Origin of the sequence: Stenotrophomonas maltophilia (assembly GCF_001274595.1) — a bacterium.
Lineage (GTDB): Bacteria > Pseudomonadota > Gammaproteobacteria > Xanthomonadales > Xanthomonadaceae > Stenotrophomonas > Stenotrophomonas forensis.
Genome location: NZ_CP011010.1, coordinates 4,293,457 through 4,311,457, shown reverse-complemented (window position 1 = coordinate 4,311,457; position 18,001 = coordinate 4,293,457). Strand labels below are relative to the sequence as shown.

Genomic DNA, 18,001 nt, shown 5'->3' with positions numbered 1-18,001 from the left:
GGGAGGAACCGATGTTCGCCAGACTGATTGCCCGCGCCTGCAGTGGCGCGATCCATGTGGTGACCGGCGCACGCGCGCTGTGGATCGGCTGTGCACCATCCAGCGAGCACCGCGTCTATTACGGCAACCACGCCAGCCACGGTGACTTCGTGCTGATCTGGTCGTCGATGCCACCGGCGCTGCGCCGCCAGGTGCGCCCGGTGGCGGCGGCCGAGTACTGGCAGGGCGATGCCCTGCGCCGCTACCTGATCGATGCGGTGTTCAACGGCGTGCTGGTCGAGCGCGAGGCCGGGCATCGCCAGCAGGATCCGTTGCAGGTACTGCGCGAAGCGGTCGATGAAGGGTGTTCGCTGATCCTGTTCCCGGAGGGCACGCGCAATGTCGGCGACGAACCGCTGCTGCCGTTCAAGAGCGGCATTTACCACCTGGCGCGGCAGCGCCCGGAACTGGAGTTCGTACCGGTGTGGATCGACAACCTGAAACGGGTGATGCCCAAGGGCCGGTTCCTGCCGTTGCCGCTGCTGTGCACGGCCACCTTCGGTACGCCGCTGCGGCTGCAGGCCGATGAGGACAAGACCGCCTTCCTGGCGCGCAGCCGGCAGGCGCTGCTGGACCTGGCACCGAATGGAGGCCGCGCATGAGTTTCGTGCTGGATGTCTCCGGCGATCTGGCAACGCAGAGCGTAGGCCAGCAGACCGGCCTGCTGTTTGCCGGTGTCGGCGCGGTGCTGGTGCTGGCCACACTGGTGGCAGAGACCCTGCGCTGGCGCCGGCGCGGGCAGCCCAGCGCGGTGATCGCCAACCTGGTCTCGCGCATCCGCGCGTGGTGGGTGATGGCGATCGTGGTCGGGCTGGCGTTGTTCTTCGGCCGTGCCGGGGTGATCGTGCTGTTCGCGATCATCTCGCTGTTCGCGCTGCGCGAGTTCATCACCCTGGCGCCGACCCGCTCGGGCGACTACTACGCGCTGCTGGCAGCGTTCTACATCGTGCTGCCCTGGCAGTACTACCTGGTGTGGATCGACTGGTACGGCATGTACACGCTGCTGATTCCGGTCTACGCGTTCCTGTTCCTGCCGATCCTGTCGACCATCGGCGGTGATACCACCCACTACCTGGAGCGCACGGCGAAGGTGCAGTGGGGGTTGATGATCTGCGTGTTCTGCATCTCGCACGTCCCGCTGCTGCTGAACCTGCACGTGCCGGGGCATGACCCGTCGCGCAACGTGCTGTTGTTTGCCTTCCTGGTGATCGTGGTGCAGTCCTCGGACGTGCTGCAGTACATCTGGGGCAAGCTGCTGGGCAGGCACCTGATCGCACCGAAGCTGTCGCCGTCGAAGACGGTGGAGGGCTTCGTGGGGGGCGTGCTGAGTGCCAGCGCGCTGGGCGCGGCGCTGTGGTGGATCACGCCATTCACGCCACTGCAGGCCTTCGGCCTGTCGCTGCTGATCAACCTGATGGGATTCTGGGGCGGCCTGGTGATGTCGGCGATCAAGCGCGACCGCGGCATCAAGGACTGGGGCCACATGATCGAGGGCCACGGGGGCATGCTCGACCGGCTGGATTCGGTGTGCTTCGCCGCGCCGGTGTTCTTCCATGTGGTGCGCTACTACTGGAAGGCGGGCGGCGGCGGTTGATTCCGGGACGCGCCATCCACGCATGGCGTGGCGAGCCGCTCTTGTAGAGTCGAGCCATGCTCGACTGCTTTTCACGGGTTGCCTGGCGCAGAAGCAGTCGAGCATGGCTCGACTCTACAAAGGCGGTATCGGCGCTTAGGCGCTGATGCCGTATTCCTTCAGCTTCTTGCGCAGGGTGGCACGGTGGATGCCCAGCATCGCTGCGGCGCGGCTCTGGTTGCCTTCGCAGTGGTTGAGCACTTCCACGAACAACGGGATCTCCATCTCGCGCAGCACGATCTCGTAGACATCGTCCGCGTCGCAGCCATCGAGATCACGCAGGTAGCGGCGCACGGACTGGGCGACGTGTTCACGCAGCGGTGGCCGGGGAGCGCCACGACTGTTGTCAGGACGAGAAAGGACAGCGTTCAAGGGGGTTCCCGATTCGGTTGGCCCGTGCGCGCGGAGCGCGCGGCCGGACGAGGTGGTGGCGGTCAGTCTAGCGCGAGCGTGCTCGACCTGCCACGGCTGGGCGTCTTCAGCCTGGTCAGAGGAAGTCGAAGGTGAATGCGACAGTGGATGCGGCGGGCTCCTGTACACGGAACGCAATGCGTGCGCTCTGGCCCGGTTCCAGCTGCGCGGTGCCGGGAGGCTCGCCCAGGTACTGCGCAGGGGGGAACACACCGCTGCCGATCACCCGGCCATCGGCATCGGACAGCGACAGGCGGAGGTCCGGCCAGGCCTGCGCCCAGCGCGCATCGTTGCGGATACTGGCCTGTACCTGCAGCACGCCGGCCTGCCCGGGCAGTGGGCGGATCTCGCGGCTGGTCATGGTGAACGCGGCCGGTTCATGCCAGGGCGGCAGGCTGCAATGGAGAACGCCGCACAGGGGGGCCAGCCATGCACGGTTGCCGGCGTCGGCGGCCAGGCGCGCGCGGTCGGCCAGCACGCTCTGCAGTACCAGCAGCAGTGCCAGACCTGCCACCAGCAGCCAGTGCCAGCGCGGTGCCGGCAGCGTGCGCGCTCGCGCGCTGCCGAGGAAACTGGGAGCATCACTGGCAGCAGCCACCGCTGCCGGCACCGCGACCGGCGCCGGTTCGAGGGGCGCGACGTCCTCCACGATGAAAGTGTCATCATCGTGTCGTCTTTCTGCCGCCGGCGGTTGCATTGGCTCGATGGGATCGGCCGCAGGTTCTACCGTGGGCGCTGCGGGTGCGGCGTCGTCCTGCATGCGCGCATCGGTCGCGGGCGCGGCTTCACCCGCCGACGCAGTGCGCAGGAAGGTCGCCAGGGGGCGGCGCGGCGGGTTCGGCTCGGACATGCTCAGGGCGCGGGCTCGGATCCAGCAGTCATTCAACCACGATCAGGCGCGGCGCACGCCGGTGATGCGCATCCAGTCGCCGTCCTGCGTGGCCTGCAGTTCGTCGAACCACGCCGCGTAGCGTTGCAGCAGCTCACCTTCCTGGCCATGCAGGATGCCGGACAGGGCGATGCGGCCGCCCGTCGCGACGCGCGCGGCCAGCAGTTCGGCCAGCGCATCCAGTGCCGAGGCGAGGATGTTGGCGACTACGATCGGATAGGTCGCAACCGGCTCGTCCTGCGGCAGGTACACCTGCATGCGCGCCTGCTCGCCGTTGCGCTCGGCATTGTCGGCGGTGGCAACCAGTGCCTGCGGATCGTTGTCCACGCCGATGGCCTCAGCGGCGCCCAGCTTCAGCGCGGCCAGGGCGAGGATGCCCGAGCCGCAACCGAAGTCGAGTACGCGCTGGCCTTGCAGCTGGCCATCCACGGCCAGCTGGTCCAGCCAGCGCAGGCACAGCGCGGTGGTCGGGTGGGTGCCCGAGCCGAACGCCAGGCCCGGGTCCAGCCGCACCACGGCGGCGTCGGCGGCCTGTGCGGCGTCCGGCAGCTCATGGTTCCACGGCACGATCCAGGTACGGCTGCCGAAATCCATCGGCTGGAACTGGTCCAGCCAGGCGCGTTCCCAGTCCTGATCCTCGACCGCGCGGAAGCTGCCACTGCTCCAGTCCAGCTCCGGATCGAAGGCCTCCAGCGCAGCCAGCAGCAACAGCGCGTTGCTGTCGGCGGGGAACAGCGCGCTCAGTACCAGGGTGTCCCACAGCGGGGTCTCGCCCACGCCCGGCTCAAGGATGGCCTGCTCGTTGCTGGTATCGGCCTCGGCATCGAGCAGGGTGACAGCCAGTGCGCCCACATCTTCAAGCGCGTCTTCATAGCGGGGCTGTGTGGCTTCGGTGCAACGCAGGGTCAGTTCCAGGAACGGCATGGCGGTGGGGGCAATCGCGGGAAAGGGGGCCATGCTAGACCATCAGGGCGTCTCCGTATGCCTTGAGATGAACGAAGGCCGTTCAGACAGGGCTGCCGGGCCTTGCTAAACTGCACGCTTTCCTGTGCGCCTTGACGCCTGACTGCCGCCGATGGCCTTCGCTCCGACCCTGAAAACCTGGTTGCTCGTGCTGCCGGCGGTGGCCGTGCTGGGCGTGGTCGGGTATCGGGCCAGCGGCCACGTTTCCGCGGTGCCGGTACCGTCGGAGCTGCCGTCGGTGCTGTCGGCGGGCGGCACCAGCACGTCGATGCCGGTGGTGCCCGAAGCATTGGCACGCCGCCTGTCGGCTGTCGAGCGAGGCAACGCGCTGCCGTCGGGGCTGCCGTTGGACCTGCGCGCCGACTTCGAGGAGGCCACTGATCTGTACGCGTATGCGCAGCGCCTGCGCGTGCAGGCCGATGACGGCAATCATGAAGCGCGCTGGATGCTGAGCCGGGTCTATGACTACTGCGCGCAGTACGCCCTCGATCCGGGTGGGTACCGCCTGGACAACAACGTGCTGGCCGGACTAGGCCTGACCGCTGCACCGGCCATGGTGCAGGCACGCGAACGCGTGGCGCAGCGCTGTGGTGGTTTCGTGCCGGGCGACAAGCTGGGCGCCGCGCGGGTGCTGGCCGAGCGGCGCAAGGCGGCCGCACAGGGCAACCTGGCTGCGGAGGCCTCGTTGTTCGCCGAAGGGGAGCCGCTGCTAGACAGCCCCGAGTACCGCCGTGATCTGGTCGAGCGGGTGCGTGCGTCGCGCGACCCGGAAGCCTTCATGGCCATTGCGCCGGGAATGGGCGCACGGGCAGCGGGCGATCGTGCGCTGACCGGGCAGGTGGCCGGTGAGCCGCTCAGCGAACTTGCATGGCGGGTTGCGGCCTGTGAACTCGGTCTACCTTGTGGTGCGGACAGCGTACTGGTGAACGGTTTTTGTGCGAACGGAGGGATCTGTTCGCAGGATGGAGCACAGGATTTCCGGGATTTCGTGTATGACGCTGCGGTTTCGCGGCAAGGTTCGGGGAAGATGAAGCAGTGGATCAAGCGATTGGTTGGCAAGAGAGGCGGGCAATGAACTACCGTCGATTCCTGCATGGGGCCAAATTCTGGTTCTGGGTGGCGCTGTTCGTGGCTTACTCGGCGGGTGCGGTCGGTCTGTTGATGATCGATACCTACGAGGATCGCTACCGGCATCTGTCAAAAGTGGAACTGACCACGGTAAAGGCGCAGGAAGACGTTCGCCGCGCCGGTGCCAGCCAGGTTGCGGCGGTCTATCGCGCACAGAGCGGCATGCCGTTCGCCTCACTACCGGCCGGCAGCACCTTCCAGGTGGTCTGGCCCGATGGTTCCACCGAAACCATGGTGATCGTCGACCCGAGCTCACCCAATGGCGTTCGCCCACTGGCGAATTCGCAGATTCCGGCCGAAGTGGCGGACAAGCGCTGAACCTGTTTGCGTAGCGCCGAGCCCATGCTCGGCGCTACAGACAACGAAAAAGGGCGGGGAAATCCCCGCCCTTTCCGTATCCAGCCTGTGGCACCGATCAGGTCAACGCGATCGGCTTGTTCTTGCGTTCGGCCAGGCGCTTTTCCAGGTAGTGGATGTTCTGGCCACCGGCCTGGAAGCCCTTGTCACGCATGATCCGCTGCTGCAGCGCGATGTTGGTCTTGATGCCGTCGACCACCATCTCGCTCAGCGCCACCCGCATGCGGGCGATGGCGGTTTCGCGATCCGGGCCGTGCACGATCAGCTTGCCGATCATCGAGTCGTAGTTCGACGGCACGCGGTAGCCACTGTAGATGTGGGTGTCCACGCGCACGCCCGGGCCGCCCGGCGGATGGAAGCCGGTGATGGTGCCCGGGCTCGGCACGAAGGTTTCGGCGTCTTCGGCGTTGATGCGGCACTCGATGGCGTGGCCGGTGAGCACCACGTCGCTCTGCTTGATCGACAGCTTCTGGCCGGCGGCGATCTTCAGCTGCTCGGCCACCAGGTCGATGCCGGTGACCATTTCGGTGACCGGATGCTCCACCTGGATGCGGGTGTTCATTTCGATGAAGTAGAAGCGGCCGTCCTCGTACAGGAACTCGAACGTGCCGGCGCCGCGGTAGCCGATGCGCACGCAGGCTTCGGTACACACCTTGCCGATCTGCTCGCGCTGTTCGGCGCTGATGCCCGGTGCCGGTGCTTCTTCCACCACCTTCTGGTGGCGGCGCTGCATCGAGCAGTCGCGCTCACCCAGGTGGATGGCGTTGCCCTGGCCGTCGGCCAGCACCTGGATCTCCACGTGGCGCGGGTTCTCCAGGAACTTCTCCATGTAGACCTCGCCATTGCCGAACGCGGCCTTGGCCTCGCTCTTGGTGGTTTCGATGGAGGTCTTCAGCGAGGCTTCGGCGTGCACCACGCGCATGCCGCGGCCACCGCCGCCACCGGCCGCCTTGATGATGACCGGATAGCCGATCTCACGGGCGATCTTGGTGTTGGCGACGATGTCTTCGCCCAGCGGGCCGCCCGAGCCGGGCACGCACGGCACGCCGGCCGACTTCATCGCGCGGATGGCTTCAACCTTATCGCCCATCATGCGGATGGTGTCGGCCTTGGGGCCGATGAAGATGAAGCCGGACTCCTCCACGCGCTCGGCGAAGTCGGCGTTCTCCGACAGGAAGCCGTAGCCCGGGTGGATGGCCTGGGCGTCGGTGACTTCAGCGGCGGCGATCAGCGCCGGGATGTTGAGGTAGCTCTGCGGCGACGGCGCCGGGCCGATGCAGACCGACTCGTCGGCCATGGCCACGTGCTTGAGGTTGCGGTCGACCGTGGAATGCACGGCCACCGTGCGGATGCCCAGGGTATGGCACGCGCGCAGGATGCGCAGCGCGATCTCCCCTCGGTTGGCAATGACGACTTTGTCGAGCATGGCGTGCCCCTCAGCCGATCACGAACAGCGGCTGGTCGAACTCCACCGGCTGGCCGTTTTCGCCGAGGATGGCGACGATGGTGCCGGACTTGTCGGCTTCGATCGGGTTGAACATCTTCATCGCTTCGATGATGGCCAGGGTCTCGCCTTCCTTGACCTGCTGGCCGACGCTGACGAAGGCCGGCTTGTCCGGGGCGGACGAGGCGTAGAAGGTGCCGACCATCGGCGAGCGCAGCACGTGGCCTTCCGGCAGCGCCGGGCCCGGCTTGGCAGTGCCGCCGGTGGAGGCTTCGGTCGGCGACTGCATCGGCATCGCCTGCGCGGCCGGGGCAGCCGGGGCGGCATACACCGGTGCCGGCATCGGCGCGGCGTAGCCGGCCACCGGGGCGCGCGACAGGCGCACCGACTCTTCGCCTTCCTTGATTTCGATTTCAGCCAGGTTCGACTCTTCCAGCAGGTCGATCAGCTTCTTGATTTTGCGGAGATCCATGGTGGCCTCTTTGCTCTTGATGTCAGTGTGGTGGGGAGCGCGTCGCGCTCGGGTCAAAGCAGTTCGTAGAACTCGCGCAGCTGCCGCGTACGGTCGCGCGTCTGGGTGATCAGGCAGCGCATCTGTGCGCCGTTGCGTGCCGTGCCATCGGAATTGAGGGCATAGACCGCGTTGCAGTCATGGTCGCGCAGCTGCATCCAGGCGCGTTGGGCCAGCACCAGCTGCTGCTCGGCATCGCCGCAGTAGCTGCAACTACCGCCTTTGGCCGGTGTGCGCAGCTGTTGGCGCGCCAGGGCATAGGCGGAATTGAGTTCGGCGTCGGCAGCAGCGGCCACGTCCGAAGCGCACAGGTCGCTCTCCATCGTGGTGGCGGGATGCGCGCAGTCGATGCCTTCGGCACTGCGGTCGCCCGCATGGGCAACGCCGCACAGGCCGGCGCACAGCGCGAGGCTGGCAAGCACGCGCGGCAGCATCATCACGCGCCCGCCGCCTGCACGCGCAGCAGCGCCGCGTCCATCGCGTAGCGGTAGCTGTCGGCACCGAAGCCGCACACCACGCCCACCGCCTTGTCACTGAAGTAGCTGTGCTGGCGGAACGGTTCGCGGGTATGCGGGTTGGACAGGTGGATCTCGATGAACGGCACGGCCACCGCCGCCAGCGCATCGCGCACGGCGACCGAGGTGTGGGTGAAGGCGGCCGGGTTGATCAGGATGAAAGCGGTTCCGTCGTTGCGCGCGGCCTGCACGCGGTCCACCAGAACATGCTCGGCATTGGACTGCAGGCTTTCCACGGCGTGCCCGGCGGCGGACGCCTGCGCGGCCAGCGCCTGGTCGATATCGGCCAGCGTGGTGTGGCCGTAGACCTCCGGCTCGCGGGTGCCGAGCAGGTTGAGGTTGGGGCCGTGCAGGACCAGCAGCTTCGCCATGGGATCCGGAAGACGGGAAAGGGCGGCAGTCTGGCGGAAGCGGCGGATGCTGTCCAGTTCGGCGAAGTTTGCCGTGTTTCAATCGATTGTTTGAAATTCGCCGGAGTGCTTGCGGCTGTACGGCGGGAGCCGGATCAAGGCGCGCTGAACGTGGTGCTGGCCGGGGATGCTGGCACGTAGGCCGACGATGCCGGCAAGGCCGGGCGATGACCGACGCCGCAACGGGCCGTGATGCGGTAGATCCACGCCATGCGTGGATGAAGGAAGTTCGGTGCGCAGCAAGCTACGCACCCACCGAGGGGCAGCCCAAGGTGCGCTGCACGCCACCCACCGCCCCCGCCACGCACCCGCTCAGGTCTCCAGCGGCACCGTCGGCACCACGTTCGGGAAGACTTCCTCCAGCGGCTCCCGTTCGCCGGGCTTCGGTGTCGGCCAGTTGTAGGCATTCACCGGCTGCGCGCGGTTCACCCACAGCGCGTAATGCAGATGGTCGGCGCGGCCGTCGCCGGTATTGGGGTGGATCAGGATGGTCAGGCCCAGGCTGTTGAGCTGCAGCCAGGGCACCAGCACCGGCAGCAGGTCGTTGGTGAAGCCGAAATAGAACGAAGGCGTGACGTGCGGCCCGCGCGGTTCCAGGTTCCAGTTGCCCAGCTCCACCGGGAAGCGTTCGGCGGCCCAGCGCCGCAGCAGGGCCGCCTTGGCGAAGCTGTCCTCATCGAAGTAGATGTGCGCGTGATAGCTCTTGATGTCGGTGTACGCGCGTGGGGTGGCGGGCAGCGTGGCCTCGCCGGGGCGCACGCTGGCCGGTCGCGGGGTGGGCTCGCTGGCCGTCGCCTGGCCCCACGGGCTGCTGCCCTTCGCCGCCGGCGGGACGATGGCGCGAAAGCCGGGCTGCCCCGGCTCGGTGGTGTTCACGGCACGGTCGTCGCGCGTGGCTGCCGCTGCCGTCGACGCGCTGGCCAGGCCGCCGGCGGCCAGCCCGGCCGAAGCGATCAGGCGCCGGCGGGCGGGCGACAGCAGTTCGGCCCACTGCGCGTCATCGTCGCCTGCGTCGATGTGGGTGTCAGCGGGGGAATCCAGGTCGGGGTGCATGAACGGCTCCATGGCAGCATGAGGGGGCAGGCAAGCACGCTCCGGCACGGCCCTCGGCCGCGTCCAATAAGCAGGCGGCATCACTTCATGCGCCTGTGCATGCGGCCATTGAGCGCAGGCGATGGCCGGGCTAGGGTGCCGCTGTACCGTACCGGAGCCCGCCATGACCTTGATCGACGCCGACATCCCGCGCAGGCGCGCGGCTTTCCGCCAGCTGCATGCACAGGGCTGCTTCGTGCTGCCCAATCCGTGGGACGTGGGCAGTGCGCGCTACCTGCAGCGGCAGGGATTCCAGGCGCTGGCGACCACCAGTGCCGGCTGTGCCTGGAGCGAGGGGCGGCCGGAAGGTGCGGTTTCGCTGCAGGCCACGCTGGAGCATCTGCGCCTGATGGTGGGGGCGACGCCACTGCCGGTGAACGCCGACTTCGGGGATGGCTTCGGTGCCACGCCAACGGCGGTGGCAGAGGCGGTGGCCGCGGCGATCGATACCGGTGTCGCCGCATTGTCGATCGAGGATGCCAGCGGTGTGGCCGATGCACCACTGCGCCCGATCCAGCAGGCGGTCGAGCGCCTGCGTGCGGCCCGCGCGGCGATCGACCATGCCGGCGCCGATGTGCTGCTGGTGGGCCGTGCAGAGAACTTCTTCGTGGGGGTGCCGGACCTGCAGGACACCCTGCAGCGCCTGCGCGCCTATGCCGAGGCCGGTGCCGACGTGCTGTACGCGCCGGGCATCAGCACGCCTGAGCAGATCAGCGCGGTGGTGGCCGCGGCAGGATCGAAGCCGGTGAACCTGCTGGTGGGTGGACCGACGCCCATGCGCCTGCAGGACATCGCCGCACTCGGGGTGCGCCGGGTCAGCCTCGGTGGCGCACTGGCCCGCGCGGCGTGGGGCGGCTTGATGCAGGCGACCCAACCGATCATGCAGGACGGGTGTTTCGATGGCCTGCAGCAGGCGGCCTCGGGCGCGGCGTTGAACGCGCTGTTCCGTTGACGGAAATCCGGTGTGGGCCCGGTTCTGCAGGGCGGTCCGTGGATCCACACCGTGCCTGGAGGGATGCGCCAGCGACTACAGCGCTTCCATCCCGCCCTTCGGCACTACCACCCCCGGTTCCAGGGCCGGCAGCAGCTGCCGCAGCAGCGCGGGGTTGTCCAGCAGCGCGGCACCGTCCAGATAGCTCCACTGCGTCGTGCCCACCCGGCGTACGGCGACCATGAACGAGGTGCTGCGCATCGGCGCGTCGCGCACGCGCAGCAGTGACTGGCGTGGCACGAAGCAGACTTCCTCGTCACCGGCGGCGTAGGTGCGCCCAGGCACGCCCGCCTCGTCGCTGACGATGGTGACGCCCGCCTTGTGCAGTTGCTTCACGGTGTCGCGCGTCATCCGCGCATAGGCCTCATCGCCACCGGCAGCCAGCTTCAGGCTGGGATGGGTGCGCGCGATGATCAGGTCGGTATCGCCGCGGGCGAAGGCGTCCATCATCGCCTGCACCTCCCTGCGCAGGGCGGCGGAATCTTCCGGACCGAGTTCACCGGCCACGGCGGATGGAACGGCCATCGTCATCACCAGGGCCAGCAGCGGGGCAAGCAGGTGTCGGTGCATCGGCGGGCATCTCACGGGCGAGCGCCGCACTATACGGGGGATGCGGAAACAGCATCCCATCGATGGGGCTGGTGCGCCGGATTTCATTACTTACCATTGGTAGTTAGTGAATCCCGGAGCTCTCCCATGCACAGCCTCATCGTCATCGCCCATCCTGATCCTTCCTCGTTGACCCACGCCATCGCCGGGCGCATCGGTGAGGCCATCGGCGCGGCTGGTGCCGGCAACAGCGTGGCCCACGCCGATCTGATGGCCGAGGGCTTCGACCCGCGTTTCAACCTGCAGGACCAGGCGCTGTTCCGCGGCACCGGCGCTGTACCGGCCGATGTCGCCGCCGAGCAGGCGCGGCTGGATGCGGCCGACACGCTGGTGCTGGTCTACCCGCTGTACTGGTGGTCGTTCCCGGCGCTGCTGAAGGGTTGGATCGACCGTGTGTTCACCCAGGGCTGGGCCTACCAGGAGGGCGCCGACGGCAAGGTGCAGAAGAAGCTGCAACGGCTGTGCGTGCACCTGGTCGGGGTGGGCGGGGCCGGCGCGGAGATGATCGAGCGGCGCGGCTATGGGGCGGCGATGAAGACCCAGATCGACATGGGCATCTTCGACTACTGCGGTGCGCGCGTGCTGTCATCCGAACTGCTGCTGGACGCCGATTCCGGCGCCGCCGGGGCACATCTGCAGTCGGCAGCGGAGACCGGCCGTAAAATCGGTACTCCGATGCGCTGACCGCCGTGCCCTGCCGATGCCTGCCACGCCCGCTCCCACACGCCGCCGACTGACCCGCGAGCAACGCGCCCGCCAGTTGCTGGACGTGGCCTGGGCGCTGGTCGGCGAGGAAGGCACCGATGCACTGACGCTGGGACGCCTGGCCGAGGCGGCGGGCGTGACCAAGCCGGTGGCCTACGATCACTTCGTGACCCGCAATGGACTGCTGGCGGCGCTCTACGACGACTATGACGGGCGGCAGACCGTGGTCTTCCACGAGCGCATCGGCCGCGCCAGGGCGCAGCTGGCCGATCGCGCGGCGGCCATCGCCTCCGGCTACATCGACTGCATCCTCAGCCAGGGCAGTGAAGTGCAGGGCATCCTCGCGGCGCTGGTTGGTGCGCCCGAACTGCGCGAGGTGCGGCGGCGCTACCAGCAGGACTTCATCGACAACTGCCAGGTCTGGCTGGGCCCGTTCGCCGCCGAGGGGGCCGTGCCCCTGGCGGGGCGATGGGCCATCCTCGGCGCGGCTGAGACCCTTTCAGAGGGCGTGGTTGCCGGCGCTCTGGACAAGGCCGGGGCCGAGGCAGAACTGCAGCGCGTGATCGTGGCGACGGTCAAGCGGCGCTGAGCCGCATGGCCGGTCAGCTGTTGGCCAGTGCGGCGAATCCTGCCGACAACTGATCGCGCACCAGTGCGTCGCGCGCGTCGCGGCTTTCAGAACCCAGCACCACGGTGATCAGCCGCACCGGCTGCGCCCGGCCGGGCACTGCGCGGCACGCGGTGGCGGCCAGGCAGAAGCCTGCGGCCCGGGTGTAGCCGGTCTTCAATCCATCCACGCCGTGCTCGCCAAGCAGGGCATTCTGGTTGCTGCGGCTGAAGCGGCCATGCGCGAACGCGCGCTGCGCGGTGATTGCCAGTATCTGCGGATGATCGTTCAGCAGGCAGGCGGCCAGCACTGCCATGTCGCGCGCGCTGGACGCATGGTGCGGGGTGGTGATGCCGGAGACGCTGGCAAACCAGGTGCTGCGCAGGCCAAGCTGGCGCGCATGCCGGTTCATGCGATCGAGGAATGCGGTCTGCGATCCGTCCAGGTGGCGCGCGATCGCCAATGCAGCGTCATTGCCGGAGACGATCATCAAGCCTTCCAGCAGGCGTGCCAGAGTAATTGTTTCGCCAGGCACCAGGCCCATGCGCGTTTCATCATCGGCCACCGCATGCACATCGTCGCTGGCAATGGTGACCGTTTCGTCCCATGCGCGCCCGCGCTCCTCGACGCATGCATACGCAGCGTAGGCGGTCATCAACTTGGTCAGCGACGCCGGTTGCCGCGCGGTTTCCGCGTTGTGCTGGTGGATCACCGCGAAGGTGGCCGCATCCAGGGTGATCGACGACAGCGGCGCGCGCTCTGGAACGGGGAGGGACATGGATGATGCGGTGACAATGGAGAGCCGCAGGATAGTGCGCGGCAGCTGCATGAAGCTGCAACATTGAAACGATATAACGTATCGTCATTGTGGGCCGCCTCTGGCCCGATGGGATATCCGATGACTGCACGCGCGCCACGCCGCTGGCTCCATTCCTCGTTGCTGATCGCGCTGGCAGCGCTGGGGGGCTGCCAGCCGAATCTGCGCACCGATGCTGTTCCCACCGCCGAAGCGCGCCCGCACAACGTGATCGTGATGATCAACGACGGGGCCGGTTGGGGCACCTGGGATGCCGCCGCCTACTGGCAATACGGCAGCCGCGAAGGTGCCCCCTATGCGGATTTCCCGCAGCGCCTGGCGGTAACCACCTTCCCGTTGAACGCCAGCAGCCAGCCGACCCGCGACAACGCGCAGACCCTGGGCTACGACGCGGGCAAGGCCTGGGACAGCGAACCGGTGCCGGCGCAGGACCTGCCGTTCGTCGGCTACCAGTACCTGGCTGCAGTCGCGACCGACAGTGCTGCGGCCGGTACGGCGTTGTCCTCGGGCATCAAGACCTACAACAACGCCATCAATTACAACAACGATGGCAATCCGGCCGAGTTCAATACGCTGCGCGCCAAGCGCCTGGGCATGGCGACCGGTGTGGTGACCTCGGTGCCGTTCGCGCACGCCACGCCGGCAGCGTTCGCGGCGCAGAACGAGTCGCGCAACAACTATCACGCCATTGCGCACCAGATGCTGGCGCAGGGCCACATGGACCTGGTGATGGGCACCGGCGGTCCCGGCTACAGCGTTGATGGCCTGGCCTGTGGGCCGACCACGGATGCCGCTAGGGCCGAAGGCTGCGCGACTCCGTGGGAATGGGTGTCGCAGCAGGATTGGCAGCAGCTGGAAGCGGGCCGCACCATTGGCGGGAACCCGTTGGGGCCGTGGCGCCTGATCCGCGGGAAGGAGGAATTCGCCGCGCTGGCGCAGGGCCAGCTGCCGGCCGACCGGCCGCTGATCGGCGTGCCACGCGTGGCCAACACGCTGCAGCAGGCACGCCAGCTGCAGGTGCTGGGCAAGGATGCGGCCACGCCCTCCGGCGTAAGGAAGATCGACAGTGTGCCGGATCTTGCGACCATGACCCGCGGTGCACTGCGGTTCCTGCAGCAGCGATCTTCGGAGGGCCTGTTCCTGATGGTGGAAGGCGGCGCCACCGACTGGGCCGCGCATACCAGTGCCTGCGGCACCGAATGGCACTACGGCCAGTGCAGCGACCAGCCGCAGTACGGCCGCCTGATCGAGGAGACCGTGGAGTTCAACGATGCGGTGGCGGCGGTGGTGGACTGGATTGAACGCAATGGTGGTTGGGAGCGCAACCTGCTGATCGTCACCACCGACCACGACAACAGCATGCCGATGGGCCCCGATGCACAGAACGTCGCCTTCCAGCCGGTGCGCAACAACGGCCGCGGACGCATGCCGGGGATGAGCTTCCGCCCCACCGGCAACCACTCCAATGCGCTGGTGCCGCTGTGGGCCAAGGGCGCGGGCGCGGAGCTGCTTGCAAAGCGCGTGCGTGGCGTTGATGCCGGCTACCGCCAGCACGTGGGCTGGAACGACGGCCGCTACATCGACAACACCGATGTGGCGGCCGCGGTGCAGGAGGCGCTGCAGCGTTAGGGACGTGCCGGGCAGCGGCCGGCAGCCGCGGGCTGCCCGGTTGGCGAGGTTACCGGCCAGCGGCCAGCACTACCGTGAGTGCTGCTGGGCGGCGGGACCGGGCTGGCCAGTTGCCGGGCCAGCTCGGCGCTGGCCACATGGCCGTGCAGGAACAACAAGCCGCTGAAGATGTTCATGAGCGTGCCTCAACTTGAGTGGATTGCACGATACGGGCAGCATGGACGTGCAAAAAGCGACATTTCCGCAAGCACGCCTTGAGAGGAATTCAAGCCTGATGTCCCGTCCGCCCCTCCATGCCCTGCAGGGTTTCGTGGCTGCCGCCCGGCTCGGCAACCTGTCGCGTGCGGCGGCGTCGATGAACCTGACGGTCAGCGCACTCAGCCATCAGATGCGCCAGCTGGAAGAGCGCCTCGGCCAGCCGCTGCTGATCCGGCAGCCGCGTGGCGTCACCCTTACGCTGGAAGGGCAGCGCCTGCTGGAGCAGGTCGGCCCGCATCTGGACGCGATCAACGAGGCCTTCCAGCCCTATGCGGCGCGCGCCGAGCACGTGCTGACGATCAGCGCGGTGCCATCGATGGCCTCGGCGTGGCTGGTGCCACGCCTGGGCCACTTCGTGGCTGCGCACCCGCAGATCGAGATCAACCTGCAGTCGAGTGAACGGCTGGTCGACTTCGAGCGGCAGCGGCAGTTCGACGCCGCGCTGCGGCTGGGCACCGGGCACTGGCCGGGGCTGGTGGTGGAACCGCTGTTCGACGAGTGGCTGCTGCCGATGGCCAGCCCGGCGCTGATCGAGCGCATGGGCGGCATCGACCGTGTTCCGCTGACCCGGTGGCCGCTGCTCGGTGATCCCGACGGCGCGTGGGGCGCGTGGTTCGCGTTGAGCGGGCAAAGCCCGCCGCCGCGCTTCGTGGCGGTACTGGATGATTCGGAGGCCCACCACCGTGCGGCGCTGGACGGGGTGGGCGTGGCGCTGGGACGGGTGACGCGGGCGCGCCTGTTGCTGGAATCCGGCCAGCTGGTGGCGCTGTCCAGCCAGCGCCTGAAGACGGCGTGGCCGCATTGGCTGGTGTACCCGCAACGCTCGGCCAGCCATCGCGGCTTCCTCGCCTTCCGCGACTGGCTGCACGCGCAGGCCGCCGAACACGTGCGGCACATGGCCACGCAGGGGTCGCCCGGCTAGACAGGTGCATCGGCCTGTCCGGGCGCTGTCATCAGGGCGTGGCCGGCGGCGACGAAGCTGGGCACCTCCGCCCAACGCCGCCTGCCGCCATGCGCTACCGCCTCGCCGTTCTTGATATTGCCGGTACCACCGTTGCCGACCCGGGCCTGGTGGCCCATGCCTTCGCCGAAGCGATGGCCGTCGCCGGCCACGCCATCGAGGTGGAGGATGTGCGCCCGCTGATGGGCTACCCCAAGCCGCAGGCGATCGCACGGCTGCTGGGCGCCACGGTGGACGACCCGCGCGTGGCCCCGATCCATGCCGACTTCGTGGCGCGCATGCTTGAGTGCTATCGCCATGCACCGGGCATTGCACCGCTGCCGGGCGCCGAGGCGCTGTTCGACACATTGCGCGCGCACGGCATCCGTATCGGCCTGGACACCGGCTTCTCGCGTGACATCGCCGAGGCGATCATCGCGCGGCTCGGCTGGCACGACCGCATCGACGCATTTGTGGCCAGCGATGACGTGCCTGCAGGCCGGCCGGCGCCGTACATGATCCAGGCGCTGATGCAGCGTACCGGGGTGGACGATGCCGCCGCCGTGGTGAAGGTGGGCGACACCGAGGTCGACATCAACGAAGGCCGCAACGCCGGTGTCGGCCTGAATGTTGCGGTCACCACCGGCGCGTTCACCCGCGCCGAACTGCTGCCGCACGGTCCGGACCACATCATCGACCACCTCGACCGCCTGCCGTCGCTGCTGGGCCTGGCACCTTCCGGCACGGTCGCCGCCGCATGAACCGGCCCTCGTTGCGGGAACGGCTGCAGGGGCACCCGCTGGCGCTGACCGTGTTTGCCGGCAGTGCGGCGCTGTCCACCTATGCCTGCATGTATGCCTTCCGCAAGCCCTTCGCCGCTGCATCGTTCGATGGCCAGCACCTGTTTGGCGCCGACTACAAAGTGTGGCTGGTGGTGGCGCAGGTGCTGGGTTACATGTGCAGCAAGTTCATCGGCGTGCGGGTGATCGGCGAGCTGCGCGCCGAGCGCCGCGCCAGCCTGCTGCTGGGCCTGATCGGCATCTCCTGGTTGGCGCTGCTTGGCTTCGCACTGGTGCCGGCGCCCTGGAACATCCCGTTCCTGTTCCTCAATGGCCTGCCGTTGGGCATGGTCTGGGGCCTGGTGTTCAGCTATCTGGAAGGGCGCCGGACCACCGAAGCGATGGGTGCGATCCTCGCCTCCAGTTTCATCATGGCCTCCGGCGTGGTGAAGTCGGTGGGCAAGTGGCTGCTGCTGCAGGGCATGAGCGAGTTCTGGATGCCGTTCCTGTGCGGGCTGCTGTTCCTGCCGCTGCTGCTGGTGTCGGTGCGCATGCTCGAACGCATTCCCGCACCGGATGCCGACGACCTGCGCGAGCGTTCGCCGCGCCTGCCGATGGATCGCACGCAGCGCCGCGCCTTCGTGCGCCGCTTCCTGCCGGGGCTGGCGCTGATGATCCTGTGCTACGTGTGCCTGACCGTGGTCCGCGATTTCCGCGACAGCTTCGAGGCCGAGCTGTTCCGCGAGCTGGGTTATGGCGGCAGCGCCGGCGTGTTCGCCGCCATCGAAACGCCGGTGGCATTCGCCGTGCTGGCGCTGACCGCCGGGCTGACCTGGTTCCGCAACAACCTCAACGGCCTGATGGCCCTGCACGTGCTGATGTTCATCGGCCTGGCCACCGCCGGCCTGAGCACGCTGGCGTTCCGCGAGGGCATGCTGCATCCGCTGGCGTGGCTGGGCCTGGTGGGCTTCGGCCTGTACCTGGCCTACGTGCCGTTCAACTGCGTGTTCTTCGAACGCCTGATCGCCACCTTCAAGGTCGCCGGCAACGTCGGCTTCGTGATGTACCTGGCCGATGCGTTCGGCTATCTCGGCAGTGTGCTGGTCCTGCTCGGCCATGAGTTCTCCGGCCTGCAGCTGTCGTGGGTGCGCTTCTTCTCCAGCGCCGTGATCCATCTGTCGCTGCTGGGCGGTGCCTGCCTGTTGTTGTCGCTGCTGTACTTCCACCACAAGGCCCTGCGCCTGGCCCGCATGCCGGCGCTCGCCTCCGTCTGA

At 68.0% G+C, this 18,001-nt stretch carries 21 protein-coding genes; 11 read left to right on the top strand and 10 right to left on the bottom strand.

All coding sequences use genetic code 11. The annotated features are described in order from the left end of the window. The first annotated feature begins 11 nt into the window (after positions 1–11). Both VN11_RS19630 and VN11_RS19625 read left to right on the top strand, forming a co-directional pair. On the top strand, positions 12–641 hold the full coding sequence (locus VN11_RS19630) for a lysophospholipid acyltransferase family protein (protein WP_053450957.1): 630 nt from the start codon (positions 12–14) through the stop codon (positions 639–641). Continuing rightward, entirely contained in the window at positions 638–1,633 is a 996-nt protein-coding gene (locus VN11_RS19625; RefSeq protein WP_053450956.1) for a phosphatidate cytidylyltransferase, read from the top strand. Before VN11_RS19630 ends, VN11_RS19625 begins: the two co-directional genes overlap by 4 nt. Positions 1,634–1,768: 135 nt before the next feature. Here VN11_RS19625 and fis read toward each other — a convergent pair whose 3' ends face one another. The 3 genes from fis to prmA form a co-directional block, all read right to left on the bottom strand. After that, a complete protein-coding gene (gene fis, locus VN11_RS19620; protein WP_005419706.1) occupies positions 1,769–2,044 on the bottom strand; it encodes a DNA-binding transcriptional regulator Fis in 276 nt (91 codons plus the stop codon). A 115-nt stretch (positions 2,045–2,159) separates the two neighbouring features. Beyond that, positions 2,160–2,933: a DUF3426 domain-containing protein gene (locus VN11_RS19615; protein ID WP_053450955.1), complete on the bottom strand. Its 774-nt coding sequence runs from the start codon at positions 2,931–2,933 to the stop codon at positions 2,160–2,162. 42 nt (positions 2,934–2,975) lie between these two features. Then, entirely contained in the window at positions 2,976–3,896 is a 921-nt protein-coding gene (gene prmA, locus VN11_RS19610) for a 50S ribosomal protein L11 methyltransferase (protein ID WP_053450954.1), read from the bottom strand. 151 nt (positions 3,897–4,047) lie between these two features. Between prmA and VN11_RS19605 the strand changes: the two genes are divergently transcribed. Continuing rightward, complete coding sequence (locus tag VN11_RS19605) at positions 4,048–5,010, top strand: hypothetical protein (protein ID WP_053450953.1); 963 nt, start codon at positions 4,048–4,050, stop codon at positions 5,008–5,010. Continuing rightward, positions 5,007–5,381 (top strand): hypothetical protein, encoded by a 375-nt coding sequence (locus VN11_RS19600; protein WP_053450952.1) that lies wholly within the window; start codon positions 5,007–5,009, stop codon positions 5,379–5,381. The genes VN11_RS19605 and VN11_RS19600 overlap by 4 nt, the downstream gene beginning before the upstream one ends. Before the next feature lie 97 nt (positions 5,382–5,478). Here the strand turns inward: VN11_RS19600 and accC are convergent, their stop codons facing one another. The 5 genes from accC to VN11_RS19575 all read right to left on the bottom strand — a co-directional run bounded on the left by accC (position 5,479) and on the right by VN11_RS19575 (position 9,353). Beyond that, positions 5,479–6,846 (bottom strand): acetyl-CoA carboxylase biotin carboxylase subunit, encoded by a 1,368-nt coding sequence (accC, locus tag VN11_RS19595; RefSeq protein ID WP_006473295.1) that lies wholly within the window; start codon positions 6,844–6,846, stop codon positions 5,479–5,481. A gap of 10 nt (positions 6,847–6,856) precedes the next feature. Next, positions 6,857–7,336: an acetyl-CoA carboxylase biotin carboxyl carrier protein gene (accB, locus tag VN11_RS19590; protein ID WP_008265096.1), complete on the bottom strand. Its 480-nt coding sequence runs from the start codon at positions 7,334–7,336 to the stop codon at positions 6,857–6,859. Between the two features lie 53 nt (positions 7,337–7,389). Beyond that, a complete protein-coding gene (locus VN11_RS19585; RefSeq protein WP_053450951.1) occupies positions 7,390–7,812 on the bottom strand; it encodes a lysozyme inhibitor LprI family protein in 423 nt (140 codons plus the stop codon). Further along, on the bottom strand, positions 7,812–8,261 hold the full coding sequence (aroQ, locus tag VN11_RS19580) for a type II 3-dehydroquinate dehydratase (protein WP_053450950.1): 450 nt from the start codon (positions 8,259–8,261) through the stop codon (positions 7,812–7,814). The genes VN11_RS19585 and aroQ overlap by 1 nt, the downstream gene beginning before the upstream one ends. A 351-nt stretch (positions 8,262–8,612) precedes the next feature. Next, the gene (locus tag VN11_RS19575; RefSeq protein ID WP_053451391.1) at positions 8,613–9,353 is read right to left on the bottom strand and encodes a DOPA 4,5-dioxygenase family protein; all 741 of its coding nucleotides are present in this window, start codon (positions 9,351–9,353) and stop codon (positions 8,613–8,615) included. Positions 9,354–9,516: 163 nt separating this feature from the next. Between VN11_RS19575 and VN11_RS19570 the strand changes: the two genes are divergently transcribed. Next, entirely contained in the window at positions 9,517–10,344 is an 828-nt protein-coding gene (locus VN11_RS19570) for an isocitrate lyase/PEP mutase family protein (protein ID WP_053450949.1), read from the top strand. A 75-nt stretch (positions 10,345–10,419) separates the two neighbouring features. Here VN11_RS19570 and VN11_RS19565 read toward each other — a convergent pair whose 3' ends face one another. Next, a complete protein-coding gene (locus VN11_RS19565) occupies positions 10,420–10,953 on the bottom strand; it encodes a hypothetical protein (protein WP_053450948.1) in 534 nt (177 codons plus the stop codon). A gap of 126 nt (positions 10,954–11,079) precedes the next feature. Between VN11_RS19565 and VN11_RS19560 the strand changes: the two genes are divergently transcribed. Together VN11_RS19560 and VN11_RS19555 are read left to right on the top strand one after the other, a co-directional pair. After that, positions 11,080–11,676, top strand: coding sequence for an NAD(P)H-dependent oxidoreductase (locus VN11_RS19560; RefSeq protein ID WP_053450947.1), 597 nt, complete (start codon positions 11,080–11,082; stop codon positions 11,674–11,676). Between the two features lie 16 nt (positions 11,677–11,692). After that, complete coding sequence (locus tag VN11_RS19555) at positions 11,693–12,286, top strand: TetR/AcrR family transcriptional regulator (RefSeq protein WP_053450946.1); 594 nt, start codon at positions 11,693–11,695, stop codon at positions 12,284–12,286. A 13-nt stretch (positions 12,287–12,299) separates the two neighbouring features. On the opposite strand, the gene VN11_RS19550 is transcribed toward VN11_RS19555, so the two are convergent. Next, complete coding sequence (locus tag VN11_RS19550; RefSeq protein WP_053451390.1) at positions 12,300–13,082, bottom strand: D-alanyl-D-alanine carboxypeptidase family protein; 783 nt, start codon at positions 13,080–13,082, stop codon at positions 12,300–12,302. A gap of 120 nt (positions 13,083–13,202) precedes the next feature. Between VN11_RS19550 and VN11_RS19545 the strand changes: the two genes are divergently transcribed. The 4 genes from VN11_RS19545 to VN11_RS19525 all read left to right on the top strand — a co-directional run bounded on the left by VN11_RS19545 (position 13,203) and on the right by VN11_RS19525 (position 18,001). Next, a complete protein-coding gene (locus VN11_RS19545) occupies positions 13,203–14,750 on the top strand; it encodes an alkaline phosphatase (protein ID WP_053450945.1) in 1,548 nt (515 codons plus the stop codon). Between the two features lie 274 nt (positions 14,751–15,024). After that, positions 15,025–15,930 (top strand): LysR substrate-binding domain-containing protein, encoded by a 906-nt coding sequence (locus VN11_RS19535; protein ID WP_053450943.1) that lies wholly within the window; start codon positions 15,025–15,027, stop codon positions 15,928–15,930. Between the two features lie 89 nt (positions 15,931–16,019). Continuing rightward, on the top strand, positions 16,020–16,709 hold the full coding sequence (locus VN11_RS19530) for an HAD-IA family hydrolase (RefSeq protein WP_053450942.1): 690 nt from the start codon (positions 16,020–16,022) through the stop codon (positions 16,707–16,709). After that, positions 16,706–18,001: a DUF5690 family protein gene (locus tag VN11_RS19525; RefSeq protein WP_053450941.1), complete on the top strand. Its 1,296-nt coding sequence runs from the start codon at positions 16,706–16,708 to the stop codon at positions 17,999–18,001. Before VN11_RS19530 ends, VN11_RS19525 begins: the two co-directional genes overlap by 4 nt.

Bases quoted from the DNA above. Each gene is read 5' to 3' on its own strand.
- accC (WP_006473295.1), bottom strand. From the start codon at position 6,846: ATGCTCGACAAAGTCGTCATTGCCAACCGAGGGGAGATCGCGCTGCGC.
- prmA (WP_053450954.1), bottom strand. From the start codon at position 3,896: ATGCCGTTCCTGGAACTGACCCTGCGTTGCACCGAAGCCACACAGCCC.
- VN11_RS19630 (WP_053450957.1), top strand. From the start codon at position 12: ATGTTCGCCAGACTGATTGCCCGCGCCTGCAGTGGCGCGATCCATGTG.
- VN11_RS19625 (WP_053450956.1), top strand. From the start codon at position 638: ATGAGTTTCGTGCTGGATGTCTCCGGCGATCTGGCAACGCAGAGCGTA.
- VN11_RS19535 (WP_053450943.1), top strand. From the start codon at position 15,025: ATGTCCCGTCCGCCCCTCCATGCCCTGCAGGGTTTCGTGGCTGCCGCC.
- VN11_RS19585 (WP_053450951.1), bottom strand. From the start codon at position 7,812: ATGATGCTGCCGCGCGTGCTTGCCAGCCTCGCGCTGTGCGCCGGCCTG.
- VN11_RS19575 (WP_053451391.1), bottom strand. From the start codon at position 9,353: ATGCACCCCGACCTGGATTCCCCCGCTGACACCCACATCGACGCAGGC.
- VN11_RS19525 (WP_053450941.1), top strand. From the start codon at position 16,706: ATGAACCGGCCCTCGTTGCGGGAACGGCTGCAGGGGCACCCGCTGGCG.
- VN11_RS19600 (WP_053450952.1), top strand. From the start codon at position 5,007: ATGAACTACCGTCGATTCCTGCATGGGGCCAAATTCTGGTTCTGGGTG.
- VN11_RS19565 (WP_053450948.1), bottom strand. From the start codon at position 10,953: ATGCACCGACACCTGCTTGCCCCGCTGCTGGCCCTGGTGATGACGATG.
- VN11_RS19545 (WP_053450945.1), top strand. From the start codon at position 13,203: ATGACTGCACGCGCGCCACGCCGCTGGCTCCATTCCTCGTTGCTGATC.
- accB (WP_008265096.1), bottom strand. From the start codon at position 7,336: ATGGATCTCCGCAAAATCAAGAAGCTGATCGACCTGCTGGAAGAGTCG.
- VN11_RS19615 (WP_053450955.1), bottom strand. From the start codon at position 2,933: ATGTCCGAGCCGAACCCGCCGCGCCGCCCCCTGGCGACCTTCCTGCGC.
- VN11_RS19550 (WP_053451390.1), bottom strand. From the start codon at position 13,082: ATGTCCCTCCCCGTTCCAGAGCGCGCGCCGCTGTCGTCGATCACCCTG.
- VN11_RS19605 (WP_053450953.1), top strand. From the start codon at position 4,048: ATGGCCTTCGCTCCGACCCTGAAAACCTGGTTGCTCGTGCTGCCGGCG.
- VN11_RS19555 (WP_053450946.1), top strand. From the start codon at position 11,693: ATGCCTGCCACGCCCGCTCCCACACGCCGCCGACTGACCCGCGAGCAA.
- VN11_RS19560 (WP_053450947.1), top strand. From the start codon at position 11,080: ATGCACAGCCTCATCGTCATCGCCCATCCTGATCCTTCCTCGTTGACC.
- VN11_RS19530 (WP_053450942.1), top strand. From the start codon at position 16,020: ATGCGCTACCGCCTCGCCGTTCTTGATATTGCCGGTACCACCGTTGCC.
- aroQ (WP_053450950.1), bottom strand. From the start codon at position 8,261: ATGGCGAAGCTGCTGGTCCTGCACGGCCCCAACCTCAACCTGCTCGGC.
- VN11_RS19570 (WP_053450949.1), top strand. From the start codon at position 9,517: ATGACCTTGATCGACGCCGACATCCCGCGCAGGCGCGCGGCTTTCCGC.